Origin of the sequence: Kribbella albertanoniae (assembly GCF_004348455.1) — a bacterium.
Classification (GTDB): Bacteria; Actinomycetota; Actinomycetes; order Propionibacteriales; family Kribbellaceae; genus Kribbella; species Kribbella albertanoniae.
This window is the reverse complement of record NZ_SMKA01000048.1, coordinates 1-24,296: the sequence shown is the minus strand read 5'-3', so window position 1 is coordinate 24,296 and position 24,296 is coordinate 1. Positions and strand designations below refer to the sequence as shown.

The following is a 24,296-nucleotide window of genomic DNA, read 5'->3' as shown; positions in this document are numbered from 1 at the left end:
ACGCTCCTAGGCGTGCTGGTGGTTCTGGTCGGTGCGGCCGGCGGCTGGCTCCTCGCGGCGCACCAGCACAGTACCGACCTGGTTGCGGCGGCCCGACGGCCGCTCCGCGGTCAGCGACAGGCCGGCGATCTCGACCTCGGCGCCGGGGATCGGCACCTTGCCGAGCAGCTTGGCCATCAGGCCGCCGACGGTGTCGACGTCGTCGTCGTCCAGCGGTACGCCGAACAGCTCGCCAAGCTCGTCGATCGGATATCGGCTGGAGACCCGGAAGGCGCCGTCGGACAGCTCCTGCACCGAGTCGGGATCCTCGTCGTACTCGTCGGTGATCTCGCCGACGATCTCCTCGAGGATGTCCTCGATCGCGACCAGGCCCGCGGTGCCGCCGTACTCGTCGACGACGATCGCGAGGTGCATCCGGGCCGCCTGCATCTCGCGCAGCAGCTCGTCGACCGGCTTGGAGTCGGGCACGTACATACACGGCCGCATCACCGACTCGACCCGCTCGGTCGACTCGGCCGAGGCGTTGTCGTAGACCCGGCGCATCACGTCCTTGAGGTAGACGACGCCGACGATGTCGTCCAGGGACTCACCGATCACCGGGATCCGCGAGTAGCCCGAGCGCAGCGCCAGCGAGGTGAGCTGGCGCAGCTTCTTGTGCTTCTCGATGTAGACCATGTCGGTCCGCGGCACCATCACCTCGCGGGCGATGGTGTCGCCGAGCTCGAAGACGGAGTGGATCATCTGCCGCTCGCCGGACTCGATCACCGCGGACTTCTCCGCGTAGTCGACCAGCGCGCGCAGCTCGGCCTCGGTCGCGAACGGGCCCTCGGCGAATCCCTTGCCGGGGGTGAGCGCGTTACCGATGATGATCAGCACCTTCGGCAGCGGCCCGAGGATCCGGGTCAGCGCCATCACCGGCCCGGCCGAGACGATCGCGAACCGGTCCGAGTGCTGCCGGCCCAGGGTCCGCGGCGCGACACCGATGATCACGTACGAGATCAGCACCATCGCCACGGCGGTGATCAGGACGTGCTCCCAGGTGATCTGGAAGACCTCGGACAGTGCCTGGGTGACGAGCACGATCGCGGTGATCTCGCAGATCAGCCGGAGCAGCAGCAGCGAATTCAGGTAGCGCGGTGCGTCGGAGAGCAGGGCGCTCAGCCGGACGGCCCGCAGGTTGCCCTGCTCGACCTGCTCATTGGCCCGCACCTTCGAGTACGACGACAGTGCCGCCTCCGCACCGGCCAGCAAACCGGCGAGCAGCACGAGCACCGCAGCAACGACCAGGAGTACTAGGTCGTGAGAGCTCACGGCAACGTCACTGTCCTTCGAGTCGATTCCCGGGGGCACGCCAGGCTTCCAGCAACCGGCCTTGGATGTCCCACATCTCCGCCTTCTCGGCCGGTTCAGCGTGGTCGTACCCGAGGAGGTGCAGGATGCCGTGGACGGTCAGCAGCTCCAGCTCGGCCCACGTGCCGTGGCCGGCCTTCGCACCTTGGGCGGCGGCGACGGTCGGGCACAGCGCGATGTCGCCGAGATGCCCCAAGGGCAGCTCGGCGTCGTCACCGCCGTCCGAACCGGGCCGCAGCTCGTCCATCGGCCAGGACATCACGTCCGTCGGTCCCGGCAGATCCAGGAACTCGACGTGATACCTGGCCATCGTGTCCTCGTCGACCAGCTTGATCGACAGCTCGCACTCCGGGTGCAGCCGCAGCGACGACATCACGAACCGGCTCAGCCGCATCAGTCCGCCACCGTCGATCTCGACGCCGGACTCGTTGTTCACTTCAACGTTCATCTTTGGTGCTCAGCGCCCCGTTGTCCTTCGTAGTTCTCGTACGCCGAAACGATCCGGCCGACCAGCTTGTGCCGGACCACGTCGTGCGAGGTGAGCCGGCAGAACTCCAGGTCCTGGACACCCTCGAGGATGCCCTGGACGACCCGCAGTCCCGAATTCGTCCCGGTCGGCAGGTCGACCTGGGTGATGTCACCGGTGACGACCATCTTGGAGCCGAAGCCGAGCCGGGTGAGGAACATCTTCATCTGCTCCGGCGAGGTGTTCTGCGCCTCGTCCAGGATGATGTAGGCGTCGTTCAGGGTCCGGCCGCGCATGTAGGCCAGCGGCGCGATCTCGATCGTGCCCGCGGTCAGCAGCCGCGGGATCGACTCCGGGTCGAGCATGTCGTGCAGGGCGTCGTACAGCGGCCGCAGGTACGGGTCGATCTTCTCCGAGAGCGTGCCGGGCAGGAAGCCGAGCCGCTCACCGGCCTCGACGGCCGGCCGGGTCAAGATGATCCGGCTGACCTCCTTGGCCTGCAGCGCCTGGACCGCCTTGGCCACCGCCAGGTAGGTCTTGCCGGTGCCGGCCGGGCCGATCCCGAACACGATCGTGTTCTTGTCGATGGCGTCGACGTAGCGCTTCTGGTTCAGCGTCTTCGGCCGGATGGTGCGGCCGCGGCTGGACAGGATGTTCTGGGTCAGGACGTCGGCCGGGCTGTCGCCGGTGGCCTGCTTGACCATCGCGATACTCCGCTCGACCGAGTCGGCGGTCAGACCGTGCCCGGTCCGGATCACGATCACCAGCTCGTCCAGCAGCCGCTCGGCCAGCGCCAGTTCGGCGGGTTCGCCCTTCAGCGTGATCTCGTTGCCGCGGACCATGATGTCGGCGGCGAACTCCTTCTCGATGATGCGGAGGAACTCGTCCCGGGCTCCGAGCAGGGCCACCATGTCGATGCTGTTCGGCACGACGATCTTGTGCGACGTCTGCGGGGTGGCGGTGGCGCCGTCTGCGCGCGCCTCCGGTTCGATACTGCGTGGCCTGGACAGGCTCTTCCTCCTGAGTGTGGTGGTGATCCGACCATGCTAGCCGTCCCGGCCGACAGCCTCACTGCGAATTTCCCGGGACACGCCTGTAGCCGCTCGTTCCGGCGGCAAGTGGAGGCCTCCGGGTGACACCCGACCGGGTGCGGCGGTGCCCGTCAGGACGCCTCGCAACTGGCCGAGTTCGCCGGAACGCTGCGCCCCTGGACCGGCCTGCTCGAGCGCGAGCCGCTCGTCCCGCTCGGCGGCCCACTCCGGCGTCGGGTGCAGGTTCACCGTGACGTTCTCCGCCGGTCGGACCAGCTCGTCGAGCGCGGCCCGGCGCGCAAGTTCGGCTTGCTGGGGCGGCATCCCCCGAGTCGTCTCATAGACCCGCAACATCCGGTACGTCGCCTCGATCGCGGCCAGCGTGGACCCGGAATTAGCCGGTGGTGAGTCGAACTCGTCGGCGTGGGTGTTGCGATGCTTGTCCAACCCGACCACATGCCCCGGGGTGAACACGTGCAACGACTGGACCCGCGCGGTGGGATCGCCGTCGTACACGGAGAGCTCTCGCCAGGCATGCGCTCCGGAGTAGCTGTCCTGCAGCGCGTGCGCGGCCGCACCGAGGTGCATCATCTCGTCCCGCGGCGACTCGGCCGTCTGGGCCGCGGCCAGCTGCTCGAAGAGGTACTCGGTGTTCGACCTCAGGTTGTCGGCACCGCGCCGATAGGGGTCGGCCATGAAGTGCGCTCGCTGCGCGTCCGGGTTCGCGTACGCCGAGTGACCGGTCGGCCCGAGTCCGACGTACACGAAGGGTTTGCCGGTACCGGCGAAGTTCTTGATCACCCCCGCACCCAGCGGGCGGTCCTGGTACGCCTGGGCCTTGTCGAGCTGTTCGGAGTACTCCTGGCGGCTCAGGCCGTCCCGGGACAACCGGTCGTACAGACGCGCGACGGCGGCGTACGTGATGTCCCGGTGCCCGCACCAGTGACCGTCTCCGTGTTGCTTCATGCACAGAGAGTGCCACTCTGATGGTTCATCGAATCCTGTTGTCAACCTGGGACAGGGCCTTCGCGTCTCTGTTGTGTGGCACAACCTGCGGTGGTGTACGAAGAGTGCGTGACACATGAGTCCTCGTGGAATGCCGACGAGGCGCTGACGGCTGTCTACACGGCGCACTACACGTCGCTGGTCCGCCTCGCCGCCTTGCTGCTGCGTGACACCGGAACGGCGGAGGAGATCGTGCAGGACGCGTTCGTCGCGATGCACGGGCGCTGGCACCGGCTGCGCGACCCCCACAAGGCACTCGCCTACCTGCGCACCGCCGTGGTGAACCGCACCCGCTCCCGCCAGCGCCACCTGGTGGTGGTCGACAAGCACATGCCGCGCAGCCTGCCGGACGAGCCCAGCGCCGAGCAGGCAGCGCTGCGGACGGCCGAGACCGACCGCGTGATCGAGGCAATGCGCAACCTGCCGGAGAAACAGCGCACCGTGATGGTGCTGCGGTACTACGGTGACCTGTCGGAGGCGGAGATCGCCGACACGATGGGTATCAGCCGGGGATCGGTGAAGAGCCACGCCGCGCGGGCGACCAAGTCGCTGCGCCAGCTCCTGGAGCGGACCGCATGAACAACAACCCGAACGACCCGTTCGACGAGCTGATGCGGCGATCTCTGGCCGAGGAGGCCGACCGCATCGAGCCGACCGACGCTCTACCCGAGATCCTGAACCGCGCCCACGCCGTACGGCGCCCGGTCGCGCGCCGCCCGTGGGTGATGACGGCCGGGCTGGCCGCCGTCGGGACGGCGGCTGCCGTCGGTGCGTTCACCGTCTTCAACGGCAACTTCAACACGGCGGACGAGGGTGACGCGGTCGCCGGTCAAGGCAACGCCACCTCCGCGAGCGGCGCGCCGACCGTCCCGCCGGACACCCCGCGGAAGGAGCCGACGCTGCCCCCGACCGAGGACAAGTCGGCCTCTACCCAGCCCGCGCGCGGCAAGCCCGAGGCGGCGGTGTCGGACAAGGCTGTCCCGATCTACTGGCTCGGGAACGCGACCGCCGGCCGCGCCGCCACGCAGAAGCCGGCAGTGCAGGCGCGGTCGGCGACCCGGCTCTACCGGACCTGGTCCAAGGTGACCGGGCGGCCGGCGTACCAGGCGGTCCGCATCATGACGTCGAAGCAGCCCGACGATGCGGACTACTACTCGGTCTGGAAGGGCGCTGAGGTGAGTTCGGTGACCTTGAACGGCGACGTGGTCACGGTCGACTTCAAGCGGTTCCCGGAGGCGGGGATCGACGCGGAGATGGCCGAGATGGCCGCTCAGCAGCTCGTCTACACCGTCCAGGGCGCGCTGAACGACAGCACCCAGCCGGTCCAGGTCACCCAGCGCGGCCGGGCCGGCCTCCGGCTGTTCGGCCACGTCGACACCACCATGCCGATCGGCCGAGCGCAGGCCCTCGACGTCCAAGCGCTGGTCTCGATCGAGTCACCGACCGAAGGGGCCGTGGTGTCCGGCGGCCTCGTCACCGTGAAGGGCACGGCTGCCGCCTACGAGGCGACAGTCAACTACGTCGCCACGAACCTGAAGACCGGCCGGCAGTTCGGCAGCATCGTGAACACGCTGGAGGGCCAGAAGTTCTCGCCGTTCACCATCCAGCTCAAGCTCGACCCGGGTGCCTGGCAGATCGAGGCCTATCTGCTCTCCGGCGAGGACAGCAGCATCAGCGACCTGGACACCAAGACGATCCAGGTGCGCTAGCTCGCTAGCTCCAGCGGGAGCGGGCGAGCAGGGCGGACGCGGCGGCCACCCCGGCGGTCGACGTACGGAGCACGGTGTTGCCGAGGCGGACCGGCTCGACGGCGAAGGCGGCCAGCTCGGACGGTGCGATTCCGCCTTCGGGACCGATGACGATCACGATGTCGCCGGTGGCCGGTACGTCGAGGCCGGCGAGCGGCACGGTCGCTTCCTCGTGCAGTACCACGGGCAGCGTCGCGTCCTGCACGAGCTTGGCGATCTCGGCGGTGGTGGCGATCGGAGCCACCTCGGCGAACCACGAGCGGCGGGACTGCTTGCTGGCCTCGAAGGCCCAGGCCTGCCACTTGGCGAGGGTCTTTGCGGACCGCTCCGGGTTGCTCCGGAACTGACTGCGCTCCGCGTTCCACGGCACGATCAGGTCGGCGCCGACCTCGGTCAGCATCTCCACGGCCAGCTCGGCCCGCTCACCCTTGGGCAACGCCTGGACGACGACGAGTCGCGGCGTACCGGCCGGGTCGCTTCCGCGCTGGTCGACGGTGACGGTCAGCCCGGTCTTCGAGGCGGTCGCCACCGGCCCTTCGGCCCAGGCACCCCGCCCGTCGGTTAGCCGGACCCGCTCGCCGGGGCCGATCCGCCGCACAACGGCGGCGTGCCGGCCCTCGGCACCGTCCAGCGTCAGCTCTTCGCCGTCCAGCTCGGCGGCGAAGAAGACCGCGACTCCCACTGTTAGTGCTGGCCGAACGCGTCGCGAAGCCGACCGAAGACGCCCTTGTGCGCGGCCTGGATCTGGCCGTGCGGACGCTCTTCACCGCGGGCCGTGGCGAGCTGCTTGAGCATCTCGATCTGGCTGTCGTCGAGCTTGGTCGGCGTCTCGACGATGACCTGGACGATCAGGTCACCACGTCCCGCATGCCGCAGCCGCGGCACACCGCGCGCGGTCAGCGTCATCGCCGTACCGGACTGGGTGCCAGGGCGGATCTCCAGTGGAGTGGTCTCGCCTTCCAGGGTCGGCAGGTCGATCGTCGTACCGAGCGCGGCCGCCGTCATCGGCAGCGTGACCGTGCAGTGCAGGTCGTCGCCGTTGCGGGTGAAGACCTCGTGCTGCTCGACCTCGATCTCGACGTACAGGTCACCTGCCGGGCCGCCGCCGGGGCCGACCTCACCCTGACCGGACAGCTGCACGCGGGTGCCGGAGTCGACGCCGCCGGGGATCTTGACGGTGACGGTACGGCGGGAGCGAACCCGCCCGTCGCCCGCACACTCGACGCACGGGTTCGGGATCGTGGTCCCGAAGCCGCGGCAGTTCGGGCAGGGGCGCATCGTGCGCACCTCGCCGAGGAACGAGCGCTGGGTGTGCGTGACCTCGCCGCGACCGTGGCAGATGTCGCAGGTGACCGGCTCGGAGCCGGCCGCCGCACCGGAACCCGAGCAGGTCGGACACAGTACGGCGGTGTCGACCTTCAGCTCGCGGGTCGTCCCGAAGGCGGCCTCGGCCAGGTCGATCCGCAGCGGGATCAGCGCATCCTGGCCGCGCCGTGTCCGCGGCCGCGGCCCGCGGGTGGCCCCGCCGGTCTGGCCGAAGAACGCGTCCATGATGTCGGTGAAGGTGAACGCCTGACCGCCGGCGAACCCACCGGGCCCACCACCGGCGGACGCGAACGGGTCGCCACCGAGGTCGTGCATCTGCCGCTTCTGCGGGTCGCTGAGCACCTGGAACGCGCGGCCGATCTCCTGGAACTTGTGGTGCGCGTCCTCGGAGTCGTTGACGTCGGGGTGGTACTGGCGCGCCAGCTTGCGGTACGCCTTCTTGATCTCGTCCGCTGAAGCGTCACGGCTGACGCCCAGGACGGCGTAGTAATCGGTGCTCATACTCCAGACCAGGGGTTAAGTGAATGCATCATGATTCAGCCAGGATCTGACTGACGTACCGCGCGACGGCCCGTACGGCGCCCATCGTGCTCGGGTAGTCCATGTGGGTCGGGCCGACGATGCCGAGGGTGGCCAGCGACTCCGACTTCGACCCGTAGCCGGTCGCGACCACCGAGGTGGTGGCCAGCTCCTCGTACGGGTTCTCGTGACCGATGCGGACGGTCAGGGTCTGCGGGTGGGTCGCCTCACCGAGCAGCTTGAGCAGGATGACGTGCTCCTCCAGCGCCTCCAGCACCGGCTTCACGTTCCGCTCGAAGTCGTCGCCGTACCGGGTCAGGTTGGCCGCGCCACCGACCGCGATCCGCTGCTCACCCATCTCGTCGGTGAACGCCTCGAGCAGGGTGGTGACGATCGCGGCCACCAGCGACCGGTCGTCCGGCGCGAAGTTGTCGGCGACCGTGGCCAGTGAGGTGGCGGCCTCGGTCAGTCGCTGGCCGACCATCGCCGTGTTCAGCCGGGATCGGAGGTCGGCGACCAGCTGCTCGTCGATGTCCTTCGGCAGCTCCACGATCCGCTGCTCGACCCGGCCGTTGCTGGTGATCAGAACCAGGAGCAGCCGGCGCGGTGACATCGTCACCACCTCGATGTGCCGGACGCTCGACCGGTTCAGCGACGGGTACTGCACGATCGCGACCTGGCGGGTGATCTGGGCCAGCAGCCGGACAGTCCGCCGTACGACGTCGTCGAGGTCGACCGCGCCGCCGAGGAAGGACGTGATGGCCTTCTTCTCGGCCGCGGACAGCGTCTTGACCGTGCTCAGCTTGTCGACGAACAGCCGGTAGCCGGCGTCGGTCGGGATCCGGCCGGCGCTGGTGTGCGGCTGGGTGATGTACCCCTCCTCCTCCAGCGCGGCCATGTCGTTGCGCACCGTGGCCGGGGAGACACCGAGGTTGTGCCGGTCGACCAGAGTCTTCGAGCCGACCGGCTCGTGGGTCGCCACGTAGTCCTCGACGATGGCGCGGAGTACATCCAGCTTGCGCTCGTCCAGCACGCGCACCACCCTCTCGACACTCTTGGCACTCAAATAGTCAGAGTGCCAGTCTAGGCGGTGTCGGGCGACGCTCCCAATGGAACGGCTGCGGGGCGCGTCACTGTACTGGCCACATCAAGCGGCTGATCCTGGACGGCAGAGTCGATAAAAGACTCCAGTACGTCGAGCACGTGGTACGCCAGCTCGCCGTTCGCCCGGTGCGGTTCGCCGTTGCGCAGCGCCCGGGCCATGTCCGCCACACCGACGCCCCGGCCCGCTCCGGCGTACCCACCGGCTGTTGGCACTTCGGTCCACTCGCGCTGCGCGGCTGTGACGAGCTCAACGGTCCCGTCGAAGCCGTTGGGGTCCGGAACCGACAGACTGCCGTCGGTCCCGTGCACCTCGATCCGCGGCAGCCGTCCGGCCCACACGTCGAACGACATCAGCACCGTGGTCAGCGCACCGGACTCATGCTCCAGTACGCCGGTCACGTGCGTCGGCACCTCTACTGGGAACACCGTCCCGGCCCGGGGACCGGTGTGGATCATCCGCTCCTGCTTCGACTGCCCGGCGCGCGCGGTCACCCGCCGTACCGGACCGAGGAGGGTGACCAGGCTGGTCACGTAGTACGGGCCCATGTCGAGGACCGGGCCGCCGCCGGGCTGGTAGTAGAACTCGGGTGCCGGGTGCCACAGCTCGTGGCCGGGCGTCACCATGAAGGCGGTCGCGGCATGCGGTACGCCGATGTCGCCGCGGTCGATGACTGCGCGTGCTGTCTGGGTGCCGGTGCCGAGGACGGTGTCCGGTGCGCAGCCGATCCGGAGGTTGTTCGCGGCGGCGTACTTGAGCAGCGGGTCGGCCTCCGCGCGATCCATGGCCAGGGGCTTCTCGCCGTACACGTGCTTGCCGGCGTTGAGAGCGGCCTGATGTACGGCGGCATGCGCGGCCGGGATGGTGAGGTTGATGACGATGTCGACGTCGTCGGCGGTATACAGCTCGTCAGGTGAGAGCGCCCGGATGCTGTCCGTGGCGACCGCCTGGGCGCGGGTCAGGTCCAGGTCGGCGACTGCGACCACTTCGACACCGGGCAGCTTGGCTAGGTGATCGAGATAGGTGCCGGAGATGACTCCGGTGCCGACAATGCCGACTCTGGTCACTTGCTCGCCCATAGCAGCCCCCGCTCGATGATCGTGCGCACCTCGGGTACGTCGAAGTCGTCCAGCTTGTGACCGACCGTGCAGACGAACACGCGGCCTTCGCCCCACGTGCGCGTCCAGACCACCGGCATCAACGCGCCCTCGATCCACGGGAAGTCCGGGTGTGTGTCGAACTTGGTGGTCGCCAGCACGTTGTTGGTCGGGTCCGCGTGGATGTAGTACTGCTCGGTGTGGACGTCGAAGTGTGTGATGCCCTCGACGATCGGGTGGTCGGCGACCACGTCGACGCGGTAGTCGATGAAGTTGTGGGGGTGCGAGACGAACTGGCCGCCGGTGACGAAGCTGTAGTCGGCGTTGTCCCGGAACGAGTCCACGATCCCGCCGTGCCACCCGGCGAACCCGGTCCCACCACGGATCGCCTGCTCCAGACTCTTCAGGTGCTCCGGGTCGGCCTTCGACATCGTCACGCACTGCAGGACCAGATCGACACCGTCCAGATCCAGGTAGCTCTCGGTGCTGTCCGACGTGGTGACATCGTACCCGTTCTCCTTCAGGAAGGGGATGAACAGCTCGGTCGCCTCCACCGGCACATGCCCGTCCCAGCCACCCCGCACCACCAGCGCACGCCGTGTCGTCACATCAACCATCCTCGAAAGTTTCGCAATCATCACCGGAAGATTCGCAACGACCTTATGCTTCCGCCCCACGCCCGGTCTAGGGTCAGCCCATCTGCTGGCCAAAGCCCGCCTCCGCGGTATCCCAGTCCCCACCACAACGTCCGAAAGACCGGAGGGCCCGCCTCCGGATGTTCGGACGTTAGCCACCACTCCCAGCTAACGTCCGAAAGAACGGAGGGCCCGCCTCCGGTCGTTCGGACGTTAGGGAACCTGCAGCGAACGGGACGCCGAATCCCCTTCCCCAAACCGGTTCGGGGAGGATCCGCGACCGATTCGGGGGGGGGTGAATCCTCCCCAGACCCCCACGCGACCGGTGCCGGCGCTCCCCGAGATCGCGGGCGGGAGTCACCTTGAGCACCAACCAACCATCTGGGGCCCGTCGGAATGGTCGAACCGTGCTCAAGGTCGCCCGCCCGGTGCACCTTGAGCGCCCATCAACCATGCTCCGGCCCGGCACGTGGTTGACCCGTGCCCAACGTCGTACCGGCTCGCGCCGAGGCCCCGGGCTGCGGCGCATTTGAGGGGATCTCCCCGGATGTTGTCCCTTCTCCCCTGAAAATTTGAAGGGAGAACCGGCGCTTTGAGGGGCTATCCGTTCAAATGCGGTGGAGGGGGAGCCGAGGGTCGCGAAGGACCGGGTGGGCAGGGGCGATGTGATCGGGAAGTAGGGTCGGCGGTATGAGCTGGACCGAGATCGGCGACAGGTGCTGGGTACGTCGGTATGACGAGTGGGACCTGAATGTCGGGCTGGTGGTTGGATCCGATGGTGCGTTGGTGATTGACACCCGCGCCACGACCGAAGAGGCCGAGGAGTTGCTCGGGCACATTCGGGAGGTGACTGAGCTGCCGGTGCGGTGGGTGGTCAACACGCACTCGCACTTCGACCACGTGAACGGGAACGGCGTGTTCACGGAGGCGACGGCGTACGCGCACGAGAACACGGTGGCGGCCGCTGGGCTGACGGCGGTGTCGTTCTCGGTGGCGAAGGTGATCGACCTCGGTGATCGCCGGGTCGAGCTGCTGTACCTGGGGAACGCGCACACCGCCGGCGACGCGGTGGTCGTCGTACCGGATGTGAACGTGTTCTTCCTCGGTGATCTCGTCGAGGAGTCGCAGCCACCGCAGTACGGCGACGACTCGTTCCCGCTCGAATGGCCGGACACGCTGGAGCGGATCATCGGCACGATGCCTGCCGGGGCGATCGTCGTACCGGGGCATGGCGCGGTCGTCGATGCCACGTTCGCCACCGCGCAACGCGATGAGATCGGTCAGGTCGCGAACACGATCTCCGACCTGCACCACGCGGGGACCTCACTCGAGGACGCGCTCAAGCACACCGAGGGCTGGCCCTGGGACGGCGCCGATCTGCAGGACGCGATCAAGCGCGCGTACGGCGTCCTCGGCCCGCCGCGGCGGCCGACGATCCCGTTGCTCGGGCCGGGCTAAGAGACACCCCTAGCTGCCCCAACGTGCACAAGTGCACGATCGATGCGACAACTTGATCATCGGTACACCTGGAACCCCTACCGTTCTGGCATGACCGAACCGCAGAACAACACCGGACCCCAGAACTTTGGCCAGCCGCCGCAGGACAACGCCCCGCCGCCGCAGGGGCCGCCCTACCAGCAGCCGCCGCCCGGGTACCAGCCTGGATTCCAGCCGCCGCCGTACCAGCAGCAGCCGCTCAGTCCGCAGGACGAGCGCACCTGGTCGCTGCTCGCCCACGTCGGCACGATCGTGCTGGGCTTCATCGCGCCGCTGATCACCCTGCTCGTGCAGGGCGAGAAGTCGCCGATGGTGCGCGCGCACTCCGTCGAGTCGCTGAACTTCCAGATCACCGTCACGATCGGGTACGTCATCTCCTCGATCCTGATGTTCGTGATCATCGGCATCTTCACGTTCTTCGCGCTCTGGATCGCCGCCCTGGTCTTCGCGATCCTGGGCACCATTGCCGCCAGCAAGGGTCTGCCGTACAAGTACCCGTTCGCCCTTCGCCTGGTGAAGTAGTAGTTACTCGTTGACAGCGGTTCGGTGAAAGGCGCAACTTGATCCATGGCCACGACTGAGCAGACCACGCATCCCGACGGACGGGTCGAACTCACCGACCCGGACGTGATCGCGACCAGCCGGTACGGGAACGCGGAGCTCGCTCCGACCCGCCTGCGGGACCGGAACTGGACGACGTACAACTACGCCGCCCTCTGGATGGGGATGGCGCACAACATCCCCAGCTACCTGCTCGCCGCGGGGCTGGTCGCGCTCGGGATGAACTGGCTGCAGGCGTTCGTCACGATCACCTTGGGGAACCTGATCGTGCTTGTCCCGCTGTTGCTGAACAGCCACGCCGGGACGAAGTACGGCATCCCGTTCCCGGTCTTCGCGCGCGCCTTCTACGGCGTCCGCGGGGCGAACTTCCCGGCCCTGCTGCGGGCGTTCATCGCCTGCGGCTGGTTCGGGATCCAGACCTGGATCGGCGGCCAGGCGATCTTCGTGATCGTCGGCGAACTGGCCGGCAAGGGCTGGACCGAGGCGTCCGTGGTCGGCGGTCATCCGTGGACGCTGTGGCTCAGCTTCGGCTTCTTCTGGCTGCTCCAGATGGTGCTGATCTGGCGTGGGATCGAAGGTCTGCGCCGGTTCGAGAACTGGGCGGCACCGCTGGTCACGGTGGCGTTCCTGGCGCTGATGATCGCGATCCTGGTCAAGGCCGGCGGCTTCGGCCCGATCCTGTCGCAGCCCTCGAAACTCGGCTGGGACGCCGACTTCTGGAAGATCTTCGCGCCGTCGCTGATGGGCATGATCGCGTTCTGGGCGACGCTCAGCCTGAACATGCCGGACTTCACCCGGTTCGGCAAAGGCCAGCGCCAGCAGGTGATCGGGCAGATCATCGGCCTGCCGACGACGATGTCGTTCATCGCGCTGGTCTCGATCATCACCACCTCCGGCACGGTCCTGGTCTACGGTTCGGCGATCTGGGACCCGGTCGAGCTGACCCGGCGCTTCGAGAACCCGGTGGTCGTCACGATCGGTCTGGTGATGGCGATCCTCGCGACCATGTCCTGCAATGTCGCGGCCAATGTGGTCAGCCCGTCGTACGACTTCGCGAACGCACTGCCACGCTGGCTGAACTTCCGCACCGCCGGCCTGCTCACCGGCGTGATCGGCATCGTGATCCAGCCGTGGCGGCTGATCTCCGACCCGTCGATCTACATCTTCGTCTGGCTGTCCTTCTACGGCGGCCTGCTCGCCTCGGTCGCCGGCGTCCTGATCGCCGGCTACTGGTTCATCGACCGTACGGCGCTCGTCCTCCCCGACCTCTACAAGTCCTCCGGCCGCTACTGGTACTCCTCCGGCTGGAACTGGCGCGCCGTCGTCGCCACCCTGTTCGGTTCGATCCTCGGCGTCGGTGGCGCCTACTCCAACCCCGGCGCCGGCCCCTTCCCCGCCGACGGCCTGATCCCCTTCCTCAAACCCTTCTACGACTACTCGTGGGCCGTCGGCCTGGTAGCCGGCTTCATCGCCTTCTACGCCCTCACCCAGTTCCTCCCCGCCCGCAAACCCGCCACCGTCTGATCCCTAGCGTCCGAAGGAACGTCGTACGTGGCCCGCGTGTCTTTCGGACGCTAAATCACTGCCGGGTACGGTTGGCGGGTGGCTGATCGGTATGGGAACGACGTACTGAGTGGGGACTGGCGCAAACCCAAGAACGGGCGGACCGTCGAGGTCGAGATCGAGAAGGGCATGGTCGTCGAGGAACCCTCGTCCGGGTTCGTCGGGGCGATCGTGCGCTGGGAACACGGCGTGGTCGATCTCGAGGACCGGCACGGCAAGATCCGCTCGTACCCGATGGGTCCTGGGTTCTGGCTGGACGGGAAGCCGGTCAGCCTGAAAGCACCGAAGAAGGCCGGCCCGGCCAAGAAGACCCGTACGGCGTCCGGTTCGGTGGCCGTCGACAACGTCCGGGCCAAGGTCGCCCGGGCGAGCCGGATCTACGTCGAGGGCCGCCATGACGCCGAGCTCGTCGAGAAGGTGTGGGGCGACGACCTGCGGATCGAGGGCGTCGTCGTCGAGTACCTGGAAGGCATCGACGACCTGCTCGCGATCGTGAACCGGTTCCAGCCCGGCCCTGGCCGGCGGCTCGGCGTACTGGTCGACCATCTGGTCGAGGGCTCGAAGGAGTCCAAGATCGCCGCGCAGATCGACAACCGGTACGTGCGGATCGTCGGGCACCCGTTCATCGACGTCTGGGAGGCGGTCAAGCCGTCCTCGGTCGGTATCAAAGCCTGGCCAAGGATCCCGCACGGCCAGGACTGGAAGAAGGGCGTGCTGCAGTCGTTCGGCTGGCCGGCCACCGACCAGGCCGACGTCGCCGCGGCCTGGAAGCACATCCTGTCCAAGGTGAACAGCTTCGCGGACCTCGACCCGAGCCTGCTCGGCCGGGTCGAGGAGCTCATCGATTTCGTGACGCTGGACTGATCTCCGGCAACCGCTTCGCGATCCAGGCCTGGATCAGCCGGCGTGCTCGCCGTACGAACCAGGTCACGGCACCAAGCAGCGCACCCGTGGCCAGCACCATCCCGGCCAGTACGGCGGCCAGAATCCGGACCCAGACCGTATCGACGGCATCGGCGACGAGCAGCAGGATCACACCGACACCGAGCGCGGCCAGTGGCATCCACGGCTCGAAGAGCAGTGGGCGCTTGGCCGGCGTCAGCTTGGCCCCGCGCACGACCCGCCCCCACACGGTCTCCCGGGCCGGCTCGGTGAACCAGCGCGCGGTCCGCAGCAGCCACGTCTCCGGCTGCTGCTTGCGGCCGGCCATCGCCTTGACCGCGTTGCCCACCTGCGGTCCGAGGCCGCTGGAGACATCGACCATCCGATCCGCCAGGCCCTTGGTGGTCGCGCGGCCCTCGGCCGACTGGTTCAGCTCGTCGCGCATCGTCGTCAGCGCACCGAGCCCGGCGTTGGCCGGGAAGTCCTCGGCCAGCCGCTGGATCCGGTCGGCCACCGCCTGCGGCTTCCAGTCCTCGGCCAGCAGCACCTGACGTTGCGTCTCCCGGATCCAGTCCGCATCCGCGCCGAGCATCGTGCCGAGATGCGCGACACAGTGCAGGCGGCCCATCAGCCAGTCCCACCGCCGCCAGTCCGCGGCACCGAACGCACCGAAGTGCCCGACCTGACTGCCGTACAGAATGCGGTCCTTCAGATCGTCGGCGATCGATCCAGCCGGCAGATCATCCAGCAGGGTCAAGGGAATGTCAGGTCCGAGGCGCAGGAACTGGAACGGCGCACTGCGCTGCTGCGGCGTCCGAGCCGACGTACAGCGCGAGACGATCTCCACCTCGAGCGCGGTCTCGACCAGGTTCCAGCCGATCACCGCGATCAGGTCCGCGAACGCGAATCCCAGTGCCTGCTGGATCTGCAGGTCCTCGAAGATGTCGGCCAGCCCGACCGCGACTGCCTCCGCGCCACCCGCCGGTTGCAGGTCGAGATCCGCGGTGGTGAGCTGCTCGGTCAACGCGTCCCGGATGGCCTGCGTCTTCAGCAGACAGTCGCTGGTCGCCTTCAACCGCCGCTCGAGCTCCGGCCGCTCCTCGACCTGTGCCACGCTGATCCGGGTCCGCAACGACCGCAGGATCAACCGAATCACCCGCTCGGCCGCGCCGGTCCCCCACAGCCACAGTGGATCGCCGTCCTTCTGCAACGGCTCGATCGAACCATCCGGATCCGGCACCCACGGATGATCGGTCGCGAGGATCTCGTCGATCTCCGGCTCGGACAACGCCGTTGCCGCGTCGAGCACGGTGGACTGGTCATGGCTCGCGATCGTCACGGCCTCCCAGACTCCCCCGGCGGCCCGGCCACGCGAGTACGCCGGTTGCAGCGCTGTCGCGGCGGACCGCAGCCGCTCCCGCTCAGCTGGTTGCTCCATGCAACGATCGAAGAGCCGCTGGGTGTCGGACCAGGACGCGTCCGCCTCCAGCAGCAACCGCTCGAGCTGCTCGACATCGGAGCGGAAGTCCACCTCCCGCGGGAACTGCACGGCCGACAACGCCGCCACCCGCCAGCTCGGCTCCTTCGCCTCGGGAAGCGCCGTCGACGCACTCCCGATCCCCGCGGACGGTACGACGTACAGGACGTATCTGCTCGCTCGCCCGGCGACCGGCCGGCGCGCGACCACGTCGAGCACCGGACCGAACGGCGCGTTGTCGAGCACGCCACCATCGACCAGCCAGGCACCGGACTCCGCGGTGGTCGGCTGCAGCCGCGGCGGTGACGCCGCCAGCTTCGGCGTCTCCAGCACCGGCCCGAACGCGGCCGGGAACGATGCACTCGCCCGCGCGGCCCGGGCGAGCAGCTTGGTGTCCTTCAACCCGTTCGTGTCCTTGACCTCGAACGTGCGGGTCGCGCCGTCGTACGTCGCCGCGTTCTCACTGGTGAACGCGAACAGATACCGATGATCCGGTACGACGAACCGCTGGCCGGCCGCATCCCGCGCCTCGAACTGCTGCACCCCGAGGCCGGACGCGGTGACGAACAACGTGACCGGCTCCTCGGCCGCCGTCTCGCCCGCATCCGCGACATCCTTGAGCAGACTGTCGAGCTCCTGCAGGAAGTAGTTGCCGTCCAGCACCGAACTCGACTTCTTCCCGGCCGACGGCACCAGCTTGCCGACCTCGAGCGATCCCAGCCCGATCCACTTCTGCCGCAGCCACGGCCCGTCCGAACCACCCGGGTCCAGCGTCGACCCGTTCGAGATGGCGGTCGCCAGCAACGATCCGTTCAGCCCGCCGGCGCTCGTGCCTGCGATGACGTCCACGACGACCCGCCGCCGCTCGTCTCCACGCTGGCAGAGTTCACGCCAACGGTCCGCCAGCACCGCGTCGTACGGCTGTGGACCCGGCGCCGACGACGACCCGGACGCACGCCGGATCAGATCCAGCTCGTGCGTCACACCGCCCATCCACACAGCCAGACTGACACCACCGTTGAGAACCAGCGCGATCCGGATCTCATGCTCACTCATAGGTCCCCCTAGCCTCACAAGTACCACTCTGTCACGAGAAGGAACGAAAGCAACAGCGGAGAGTGAACAAAAGGTTGCCCTGATGAGCAGTTGTCCGGCGCAGCCAACGAGCGCATTCTGTAGTCGGGGGTGACCGGTATGCGCACAGCGATGTCAACGGTAGTAGCGATCTTGATGCTGGTCGTGGGGTGCAGCGACACAACGACCAGCGGCAACGGTGGGAGTACGACGCCGCCGGAAACGACGGAGACGACGACCGGCGAACCGAATCCGGAGCCGACCACCACGGAGACCACCCAGACCAAGCAGAACAAGCCCGCCATCTCGCTGGCGACGGCGCCCGTCGGAGGTGCCCCTGACGAGGTCGGGATCGAACAGTGTGCGTCGGTCGCCTGGCTCGCCGGCGACCTTCCCGACGGCACGGTCGTCACGTTCGGCGCGGTCCATCTCGAACCGGACAACATCTTCGAGCTCTACCAGCAGGCGTGTCAGGGTGACCGTCGGCAGTGTCCCGGCCTGACCGTGCGGGCGAACACGGAGCCCGTGTCGTGCTACGTCGGCGCGAAGCAGGTTGCCAACGGCACCGAGGACCCGAACGTCGTCATCGAGGCCGAAGTCAGCTGCGATACCGAGGAGGACTGCCGCAAGGTCCAGCAGGAGGCCAAGAAGCGGGGCACCCAGGTGGAGTTCATCACGGGCGAACTGCCGACCGAGACCGTCGAGCCCACCGAAACACCCGAGACCCCGACTGATGGCTGAGCAATGGCGGACGAGCGGTCACAGGCCGAGCGCTGGGTGAGCTTCGCCGCCGGCATCGTCACGCCGGTGACGCTGATCAGTACGTTGCTCTTCTACTTCGGGTACGTTTCCGCCCGCTCGCAGTACGAGTACTTCGGCATCGACGTCGACACGATCGGCCTGAGCACGCAGGACTACGTGATGCGCAGTCCACAGCCACTACTCGTCCCACTCCTCGTGCTGACGCTGCTCGCGGTGGCAGCACTCCTTGTACACAACGCGATTCACCCAACAGCGACCGCCGTACGGCGATCCACCCGCGTCATCGTCGTCGTACTGCTGCTCGGTGTGGCCTGCCTGATCGCGTACCCGCTGCTCGGGCGGACGCCGTACTACGCCCTGGTGGTGCCAGCGGTGATCGGACTGGCCGCTGCCGCGCTCGCCTACGCCACCTACCTACGGAGTCGCCTCGATCCGGCAACTCGTGCGCCGCGAGTGCTGATCGGTCTGCTCGCTGTCGTCACGGTGACCTGTGCCTTCTGGGCGACCGCCACGACAGCGCAGTACGCCGGCCGCGGGGTGGCCAAGGGGGATGCGCGGAACCTGGATCGCTTCCCAGTGGTCATCCTGGACACGAAGGAGAAGCTCGCACTGCGGTCACCCGGTCTGGAGGAGACCGCGCTCCGAGCCGGGGCTGGGCAGACGTTCAACTACCGGTACCGCGGTCTGCGGCTCCTCGTCGTCGGCGAGAACCGCATGTTCCTGGTGCCGCAGAACTGGACCGCCTCGAACACGACTGTCGTCGTACCGCTCAATGACTCGATCCGGGTGCAGTTCCAGTTCCAGAACGATCCGCCTTAAGCGCTGTCGCGGATGATCAGTTCGGTGCCGTAGACCTCGGGGCCGGTGAGGTCGGCGCCGGCGATCTTGGCCAGCAGGATCTCGGCCAGCCGCGCCCCGAGCCGTTCGACCGGCTGGCGAACCGTGGTGAGCTTCGGTGTCGTCGTTGTCGCCAGCACCGAGTCGTCGAAACCGACCACCGCGACATCGGCCGGCACCCGGCGACCGCGCTCCGACAACACCCGCAGTACGGCGGTCGCCATCAGGTCGTTCGCCACGAAGATCCCGTCGAGATCCGGGTGCTTGTCGAGCAGCTCCAACGCGGCGCCTTCACCACCGTCGGCCGTGAAGTCGCCGAAGGCAACAGCCTCCGGCAAGCCGGCCTCGGACACAACATTCTGGTAGCCGGTCAACCGGTCCAAGCCTGCCGTCATGTCGATCGGCCCGGCGACCGTACCGATCTTGCGCCGGCCGAGACTCAGCAGATGCTCGACAGCTGTCTGCGCACCGGCCACGTTGTCCACGTCCACACTCGCCACCGGTACGTCGACGCCAAGCGGGCGGGCGCTGAACACGATCGGCAACGGCAGCTGCGCGAGCTCCTGCAGCACGTTGTCGCGACCGTGGTGGCTGATGATGATCGCGCCGTCGACGTGACCGCCGCGCAGATACCGCAGCAACCGCTGGTCGTCGCCTTCGGCAGGCTCGAGCAGCAGCACCAGCTGCGAGGACGTCGGGGCAAGCGTCCGGCTCACGCCACGGAGCATCCCGGCGAAGAAGGGATCGGAGAAGACCCGGCTGTCCGGCTCCGGCACCACGATCGCCACCGAGTCGGTCCGGCGCGTCACCAGCGCGCGGGCTGCCCGGTTCGGCACGTAGCCGAGCTGACCGATGGCGCGCTCGACCAGCGCCACCGTCGACGGCAGCACCTTGGGCGATCCGTTCACCACCCGGGACACCGTTGCGCGCGAAACCCCGGCCAGTGCTGCGACCTGCTCGAGCGTGGGAGAACCTGTGTCGTCCATCGGCCCTCCCCGTGTCGGTTGGTGTGTGTTCACACCGTATTACTATCCGGGGTTAATTTCTGGCGTTAGTCTTCGCCAGAGTGTTCTCAGCCACTCGACCGGGTATTTGCTGCCTTTTCGGCGTCGTCCAATGCCTGTCGCCAGGCCGCGTCCGGAGGCTGCTTGCCCTCGTCGACCCGGGCCAGTGCCGCCGTGAACAACTGGTTGATCTCACCCTCGCGCGGACCCTTGTGCTGCTTGAGAATCACCGCCCGCGCCCGGTTGACGAAGATCTGGCCGACCGGTGCGTTGTTGAAGTAGGGATTGACCTGCGACTTCACCTGGGGGTCGTCGTACGCGTCGAGTGTCGACGGGAACGAGCCGACCTTCTTGAAGACCTTGACCTGCTGTTCCGGTGCGGTGAGCCAGGCCGCCAGCCGGGCCGCCTCGGCCTGCTGCGGCGACTGCTTCGGCACGGTCAGATACGACCCACCCCAGTTACCGCCACCGCCGGGGAACACGTCGGCGACGTCCCACTTGCCTTTGCCGTAGCTCCCGGCGTGCTCCTGGATGACGCCGAGCAGCCAGCCCGGGCAGGCCATCGTCGCGAACGCATCGGTGCGGAAGGCCTTCTTCCAGGCCTCGCTCCAGGCCGGCTGCCGCGCGGACAGGCCGTCCGCACTGCCCTGCACGACCTGGTCCCAGACGCTCTTCAGCTGGGTGTTCTCGCTGCCGAGGAAGCGGTCCTGGTTGGAGTAGTAGGCCTGGATGAGCTGGTTGCGCATCGCTTCCCAGGTCAGCACCGCCGAGTCGTACCAGGCCGAACCCGGCACCTTCTCCTTGAACTTCCGCCCGGTCGCGAAGTACGACGGCCAGTCCACGAACAGCTTGGCCACCTCGACCCGGTCGGTCGGCAGGCCGGCCTTCGCGAACAGGTCGCGGCGGTAGCAGATCGCCTCCGGCCCGATATCCGTGCCGTAGCCGATGATCCGGCCGTCCTGGGTGGTGGCGCCGGAGACCTTCCAGTCCAGCCAGCGGTCCTTCAGGTCGTTCGCGCCGTAGTCGCGCAGGTCGGCGAACTGGTCGCCACGGGCCAAGTACTTGTAGATCCAGCCGAGTTCCATCGCCTCGATGTCGGCCATCCCCGAGCCGCTGGCCAGGTTCGCGTCGAGGTTCTTGATGTGCGCGTCGACCGTCTCCGCGTGCCGCTCCACGATCCGGATGTTCGGGTGCTCGGCCATGTACTCGTCGTACAGGTCCGCGTAGCCGAACTCGTTGAAGGTCGCGATGGTCAGTTCGATCTTCGGCTCGGCGCCGGAGCCGGTCGAGCCGCCGCTACCGCAGGAGGCGGCCAGCAACGTCAGCGCGCAGCCGAGCAGTAAGGCGATGGGGCGGTGGCCGGCACGGTATCTGCGCCGCATGAAATGGCTCCCTGGAACTGGACGGAGTTGAGAGCGCTCTCGGATCGCGAAAGTGAGCTGAGTTTCGAGCGTTCTCACCGGGTCTGTCAAGGCTTTGACGACTACTCTCCGGTACCGGATCATCCAGGTCAGTACATAGCAGGCATCGTTGTCACGCTGCGAACCACGCCGACTACGGACCGGTGAGATCTTTACGCTACTCACAGCCAGTTACCAGGTTCGCTCGATCGTTTGAGTGGCGCCGCGGGTCCCGCCGACCGGTACGTCGAGGACCAGCGGCGGACCGGTACGACGCTCGATCGTGAGCCGGACCGTGGTCGCCGTACGGCTGGGATCGGAGACCGCGATCGTGGTGTTCCCGACGACCACCGAGGCCGGACCGTCGCTGGTGATTCCGCCCGCGGATCCGGGTCCCCAGAAGTTCGCCATCGTGACCTGATCCCGGTCGGAGCGGATCGCCTGCACGGTGGCGTTGTTCGCGAGGATCGTGATCCCTGGATGCACCGAGCGCAGCGCGGTCTGCCACGGGCTCGCCCCGGGCAGCAGGATGTAGGCGTAGTCGCCGGCCTCCAGGCCGTGCTCGACGACCAGCGACTGATAGCGCCGGGTGAACGGGGTGGTCGACCCCGCGGTGTCATTGCCGACGTTGATCTCGGACCACGAGGCTGTCCGGTCCTCCTGGTGCGCTCGGACCCGGGTCTTGGTGGGAAAGAGGTAGCCGCCGACCCCGTTCAGGTGCGCCCACCGCGGGTCGTCGTACAGCTGGTTGGTCGCGGTCCGGCCGTTGACCAGGAGCTGGGCGGTGGTCTTGCGGTTCTCGACGACGGTCTCGACCGGATAGCCGTCGGTGCCGACGATTCCGGCGCCCAGGGCAACGACCGCGTCGGACAGGCAGAACCAGGACTTCCTTGCCTGCAAGGACTTGTCGTGATTGATCAGGTGCATGCCGACGGCACCTATCGTCTTCTGGTACGACGCTCCGCCGACCCACTCGGCGAACGCGGCCACCGTGCCGGTACCAGGCCCGCTTCCGAGCGGCTCACGCGGTTTGCTGCTGACCGTCGTACCGGGCAGGCGTTGGGCGTCGACCGTCGGCCAGAACGCGTCGAAGAACTTCGACTGGTCGTCGGTGTAGAGGTAGGTCATGCCGTCGCCGACGTACCAGCCGCGGAGGTTCTCACCGTTGCCCGACTCGTAGCGAGCCATCCGCTTGGACGACAACGCGAGCGCGAAAGTCCAGCCAGGGCGGCGATGTACGACCCGGTCCTGGTTCGCGAACTGGAAGTGCTGGGGCTTCGCAGGCGCGGGTTTGACGGCGTCGTCGGCCAGCACCGCCTTCGCCCGGGAGATCTCCGGAATCGATGCCGCCGGCAAGTAGTCGTTGAGCCGATCCCGCGTGAGCCAGCCCTTGGCCAGCGCCTTGTAGGTCGATGCGTAGGGCTCGGCGATCCCACTCGCGAGGAGCAGCACGGCCGACGTGGTCGCGTGGCCGTTGCGGTGGTCGCCCGCCTTCTCGCGGGAGATCGCGCGGCCGGAGACGGCGTCCATCATCAGGCCGTTGACCATGAACGGCGCGAAACTCTTCTCGACCGCGTCGAGAATCACCGTGCGCTTCGGGTCGGTGATGTCCCACGTCGAGCCGCCGAGCAGCGAGAACAGGTTCGCAACACCGCCGAGCGCGACGTTGCCGTAGGTGCCGACGTACGCGAGGTTGCCGTGCTGGACGAACGAGCCGTCGCGGTAGAAACCGTCGCCACTCGTGACGTAGGTGAAGACGCTGTTCTTGCCTGCTTCGGCGACGTCGCTCAACGCGTCTCGCGCAGTTGCGATCTTGTTGGCATCGTCACCGGCGATGCCGCGGAGGGCGACGATCAGCGCCTTGTCCACCCGGTTCGCGCCGGTCTCGCGGACGGTCGGCGAGTTGGTCCGGCGGTTCGGGTCGGGGACGAACCGGTCGACGGCCCTGAGGTACGAAGCACGTTGCTCGGCGGACAGGGCGTCGTACGCGAGAATGCAGATGTCGAGCAGCGCCCGCGGCGCACCGATCTCCCAGAACCACCAGTTCCCGGTCTCGGGCAGCGTCTCGTTGTAAGCGCGCTGATTGAGGAAGTCGAGGGCACTCGCCAACGCAGCACCCGGCTCGCTGGTCAACGTCGTGCCCGGCGTCGCCCGCGCGAGCGCGATCGTCTTCAGCCTGCTGTAACTGATCGAGAAGTTGCCCGACAACGGACTCAACGGCAGATCCGCCCACAACGCCGTCCGATTCGGATCCGCACTCAGCGTGTCCAGAAGCCCCTGCGCCGACCGACTCAGCCGGGCCAGCGCATCGGCGTACACCGGATCCCCCGGATCAATCGCGCCACCAGTAGCCAACCCACTCCACCGAGCCCGCAACCCCTCGAACTCCCTAACCGCCCGCGCGCTGACCGGAGCCGCCGTCAGCACCCCCGCAACCAGCCCCGTCTGCAACAACCGGCGACGACTAACAGACACCATCACAACTCCTCACCCTGGGCAAGCGCTTACCCACCCCACCACCTGCCCACAACAGTCGTCAACACCTCACAACCAATCACTCCCGCACATTCCCCCCGCCCGCGCCACCAGTGCTGGCAGGAGACAGGAACTGACGGCCCGAGACCCCGCACCACAGGTCTCACGCCCCCAGCCCATGTCTCCAGCAAGCACACGACGCCCCACGCCACCAGTGGTGGCAGGAGACAGGATCCAATGGCCCGAGACCCCGCATCACAGGTCTCACGCCCCCGGCCGGGTTCTCCCGCTCATTCCTCGGGCGGCCGCGCCGATCCTGCGGGCCGGACGCCCACCACCCAATAACCCTCCCAATCCGACCTTCGCGCGGTCACGCCAAGCGTGCGGAGCCGGCCTCGCCTGACGTTGGTGGGTGATGGCGGTCCGCCTTAACCCCGCGGGCGCGGACACCCGGGCCATCACAATCACTCGTTCACCTGTCTCTT

21 protein-coding genes are annotated in these 24,296 nt (G+C 67.8%); 8 read left to right on the top strand and 13 right to left on the bottom strand.

Going from position 1 to position 24,296, the window contains the following annotated elements:
• Positions 1–6 precede the first annotated feature (6 nt).
• The 4 genes from E1261_RS13785 to E1261_RS13770 form a co-directional block, all read right to left on the bottom strand.
• Positions 7–1,311, bottom strand: coding sequence for a hemolysin family protein (locus E1261_RS13785; RefSeq protein WP_132406539.1), 1,305 nt, complete (start codon positions 1,309–1,311; stop codon positions 7–9).
• A 7-nt stretch (positions 1,312–1,318) separates the two neighbouring features.
• Entirely contained in the window at positions 1,319–1,798 is a 480-nt protein-coding gene (gene ybeY, locus E1261_RS13780) for an rRNA maturation RNase YbeY (protein ID WP_132406537.1), read from the bottom strand.
• A complete protein-coding gene (locus tag E1261_RS13775; protein ID WP_238176204.1) occupies positions 1,795–2,727 on the bottom strand; it encodes a PhoH family protein in 933 nt (310 codons plus the stop codon). Before E1261_RS13775 ends, ybeY begins: the two co-directional genes overlap by 4 nt.
• 135 nt (positions 2,728–2,862) lie before the next feature.
• Complete coding sequence (locus tag E1261_RS13770) at positions 2,863–3,813, bottom strand: hypothetical protein (RefSeq protein ID WP_132406533.1); 951 nt, start codon at positions 3,811–3,813, stop codon at positions 2,863–2,865.
• A 108-nt stretch (positions 3,814–3,921) separates the two neighbouring features.
• Between E1261_RS13770 and E1261_RS13765 the strand changes: the two genes are divergently transcribed.
• Together E1261_RS13765 and E1261_RS13760 are read left to right on the top strand one after the other, a co-directional pair.
• Positions 3,922–4,431, top strand: a complete 510-nt coding sequence (locus tag E1261_RS13765; RefSeq protein WP_238176200.1) for a SigE family RNA polymerase sigma factor — start codon at positions 3,922–3,924, stop codon at positions 4,429–4,431.
• On the top strand, positions 4,428–5,561 hold the full coding sequence (locus tag E1261_RS13760) for a GerMN domain-containing protein (protein ID WP_132406529.1): 1,134 nt from the start codon (positions 4,428–4,430) through the stop codon (positions 5,559–5,561). Before E1261_RS13765 ends, E1261_RS13760 begins: the two co-directional genes overlap by 4 nt.
• Before the next feature lie 4 nt (positions 5,562–5,565).
• On the opposite strand, the gene E1261_RS13755 is transcribed toward E1261_RS13760, so the two are convergent.
• From E1261_RS13755 to E1261_RS13735, 5 genes are read right to left on the bottom strand one after another with little or no spacing between them, the layout of a single operon-like run.
• A complete protein-coding gene (locus E1261_RS13755; RefSeq protein ID WP_132406527.1) occupies positions 5,566–6,282 on the bottom strand; it encodes a 16S rRNA (uracil(1498)-N(3))-methyltransferase in 717 nt (238 codons plus the stop codon).
• Between the two features lie 2 nt (positions 6,283–6,284).
• Positions 6,285–7,427: a molecular chaperone DnaJ gene (dnaJ, locus tag E1261_RS13750; protein ID WP_132406525.1), complete on the bottom strand. Its 1,143-nt coding sequence runs from the start codon at positions 7,425–7,427 to the stop codon at positions 6,285–6,287.
• Between the two features lie 28 nt (positions 7,428–7,455).
• On the bottom strand, positions 7,456–8,478 hold the full coding sequence (gene hrcA / locus E1261_RS13745; protein ID WP_132406563.1) for a heat-inducible transcriptional repressor HrcA: 1,023 nt from the start codon (positions 8,476–8,478) through the stop codon (positions 7,456–7,458).
• 50 nt (positions 8,479–8,528) lie between these two features.
• A complete protein-coding gene (locus tag E1261_RS13740; protein ID WP_132406523.1) occupies positions 8,529–9,626 on the bottom strand; it encodes a Gfo/Idh/MocA family protein in 1,098 nt (365 codons plus the stop codon).
• On the bottom strand, positions 9,611–10,252 hold the full coding sequence (locus E1261_RS13735) for a ThuA domain-containing protein (RefSeq protein ID WP_238176198.1): 642 nt from the start codon (positions 10,250–10,252) through the stop codon (positions 9,611–9,613). The genes E1261_RS13740 and E1261_RS13735 overlap by 16 nt, the downstream gene beginning before the upstream one ends.
• Positions 10,253–10,969: 717 nt before the next feature.
• Here E1261_RS13735 and E1261_RS13730 point away from each other — a divergent pair.
• From E1261_RS13730 to E1261_RS13715, 4 genes are all read left to right on the top strand, one after another.
• Entirely contained in the window at positions 10,970–11,737 is a 768-nt protein-coding gene (locus E1261_RS13730; RefSeq protein ID WP_132406519.1) for an MBL fold metallo-hydrolase, read from the top strand.
• 90 nt (positions 11,738–11,827) lie between these two features.
• Positions 11,828–12,298 carry a DUF4870 domain-containing protein gene (locus E1261_RS13725; RefSeq protein WP_132406517.1) on the top strand — a complete coding sequence of 157 codons (471 nt, stop codon included), beginning with the start codon at positions 11,828–11,830 and terminating at the stop codon, positions 12,296–12,298.
• Between the two features lie 45 nt (positions 12,299–12,343).
• Positions 12,344–13,861, top strand: coding sequence for an NCS1 family nucleobase:cation symporter-1 (locus E1261_RS13720; RefSeq protein ID WP_132406515.1), 1,518 nt, complete (start codon positions 12,344–12,346; stop codon positions 13,859–13,861).
• 78 nt (positions 13,862–13,939) lie between these two features.
• A complete protein-coding gene (locus E1261_RS13715; protein ID WP_132406513.1) occupies positions 13,940–14,764 on the top strand; it encodes a DUF3097 domain-containing protein in 825 nt (274 codons plus the stop codon).
• Here E1261_RS13715 and E1261_RS13710 read toward each other — a convergent pair.
• A complete protein-coding gene (locus E1261_RS13710; protein WP_132406511.1) occupies positions 14,739–17,315 on the bottom strand; it encodes a DUF3376 domain-containing protein in 2,577 nt (858 codons plus the stop codon). The two genes, E1261_RS13715 and E1261_RS13710, sit on opposite strands and share 26 nt — an antisense overlap.
• A 150-nt stretch (positions 17,316–17,465) precedes the next feature.
• Here E1261_RS13710 and E1261_RS13705 point away from each other — a divergent pair, with 150 nt between their 5' ends.
• Both E1261_RS13705 and E1261_RS13700 read left to right on the top strand, forming a co-directional pair.
• Complete coding sequence (locus E1261_RS13705; RefSeq protein ID WP_238176196.1) at positions 17,466–18,074, top strand: hypothetical protein; 609 nt, start codon at positions 17,466–17,468, stop codon at positions 18,072–18,074.
• Positions 18,075–18,077: 3 nt separating this feature from the next.
• Positions 18,078–18,914 (top strand): hypothetical protein, encoded by an 837-nt coding sequence (locus tag E1261_RS13700; RefSeq protein ID WP_132406507.1) that lies wholly within the window; start codon positions 18,078–18,080, stop codon positions 18,912–18,914.
• Here E1261_RS13700 and E1261_RS13695 read toward each other — a convergent pair.
• From E1261_RS13695 to E1261_RS13685, 3 genes are all read right to left on the bottom strand, one after another.
• Complete coding sequence (locus E1261_RS13695; protein ID WP_132406505.1) at positions 18,911–19,918, bottom strand: LacI family DNA-binding transcriptional regulator; 1,008 nt, start codon at positions 19,916–19,918, stop codon at positions 18,911–18,913. The two genes, E1261_RS13700 and E1261_RS13695, sit on opposite strands and share 4 nt — an antisense overlap.
• Positions 19,919–20,004: 86 nt before the next feature.
• A complete protein-coding gene (locus tag E1261_RS13690) occupies positions 20,005–21,318 on the bottom strand; it encodes an extracellular solute-binding protein (RefSeq protein WP_132406503.1) in 1,314 nt (437 codons plus the stop codon).
• Positions 21,319–21,528: 210 nt separating this feature from the next.
• Positions 21,529–23,814 (bottom strand): polysaccharide lyase 8 family protein, encoded by a 2,286-nt coding sequence (locus E1261_RS13685; RefSeq protein WP_132406501.1) that lies wholly within the window; start codon positions 23,812–23,814, stop codon positions 21,529–21,531.
• Positions 23,815–24,296: the final 482 nt, after the last annotated feature.

Bases quoted from the DNA above. Each gene is read 5' to 3' on its own strand.
- ybeY (WP_132406537.1), bottom strand. From the start codon at position 1,798: ATGAACGTTGAAGTGAACAACGAGTCCGGCGTCGAGATCGACGGTGGC.
- E1261_RS13775 (WP_238176204.1), bottom strand. From the start codon at position 2,727: ATGGTGGCCCTGCTCGGAGCCCGGGACGAGTTCCTCCGCATCATCGAG.
- E1261_RS13770 (WP_132406533.1), bottom strand. From the start codon at position 3,813: ATGAAGCAACACGGAGACGGTCACTGGTGCGGGCACCGGGACATCACG.
- E1261_RS13760 (WP_132406529.1), top strand. From the start codon at position 4,428: ATGAACAACAACCCGAACGACCCGTTCGACGAGCTGATGCGGCGATCT.
- dnaJ (WP_132406525.1), bottom strand. From the start codon at position 7,427: ATGAGCACCGATTACTACGCCGTCCTGGGCGTCAGCCGTGACGCTTCA.
- E1261_RS13740 (WP_132406523.1), bottom strand. From the start codon at position 9,626: ATGGGCGAGCAAGTGACCAGAGTCGGCATTGTCGGCACCGGAGTCATC.
- E1261_RS13730 (WP_132406519.1), top strand. From the start codon at position 10,970: ATGAGCTGGACCGAGATCGGCGACAGGTGCTGGGTACGTCGGTATGAC.
- E1261_RS13725 (WP_132406517.1), top strand. From the start codon at position 11,828: ATGACCGAACCGCAGAACAACACCGGACCCCAGAACTTTGGCCAGCCG.
- E1261_RS13720 (WP_132406515.1), top strand. From the start codon at position 12,344: ATGGCCACGACTGAGCAGACCACGCATCCCGACGGACGGGTCGAACTC.
- E1261_RS13710 (WP_132406511.1), bottom strand. From the start codon at position 17,315: ATGAGTGAGCATGAGATCCGGATCGCGCTGGTTCTCAACGGTGGTGTC.
- E1261_RS13705 (WP_238176196.1), top strand. From the start codon at position 17,466: ATGTCAACGGTAGTAGCGATCTTGATGCTGGTCGTGGGGTGCAGCGAC.
- E1261_RS13700 (WP_132406507.1), top strand. From the start codon at position 18,078: ATGGCGGACGAGCGGTCACAGGCCGAGCGCTGGGTGAGCTTCGCCGCC.
- E1261_RS13695 (WP_132406505.1), bottom strand. From the start codon at position 19,918: ATGGACGACACAGGTTCTCCCACGCTCGAGCAGGTCGCAGCACTGGCC.
- E1261_RS13690 (WP_132406503.1), bottom strand. From the start codon at position 21,318: ATGCGGCGCAGATACCGTGCCGGCCACCGCCCCATCGCCTTACTGCTC.
- E1261_RS13685 (WP_132406501.1), bottom strand. From the start codon at position 23,814: ATGGTGTCTGTTAGTCGTCGCCGGTTGTTGCAGACGGGGCTGGTTGCG.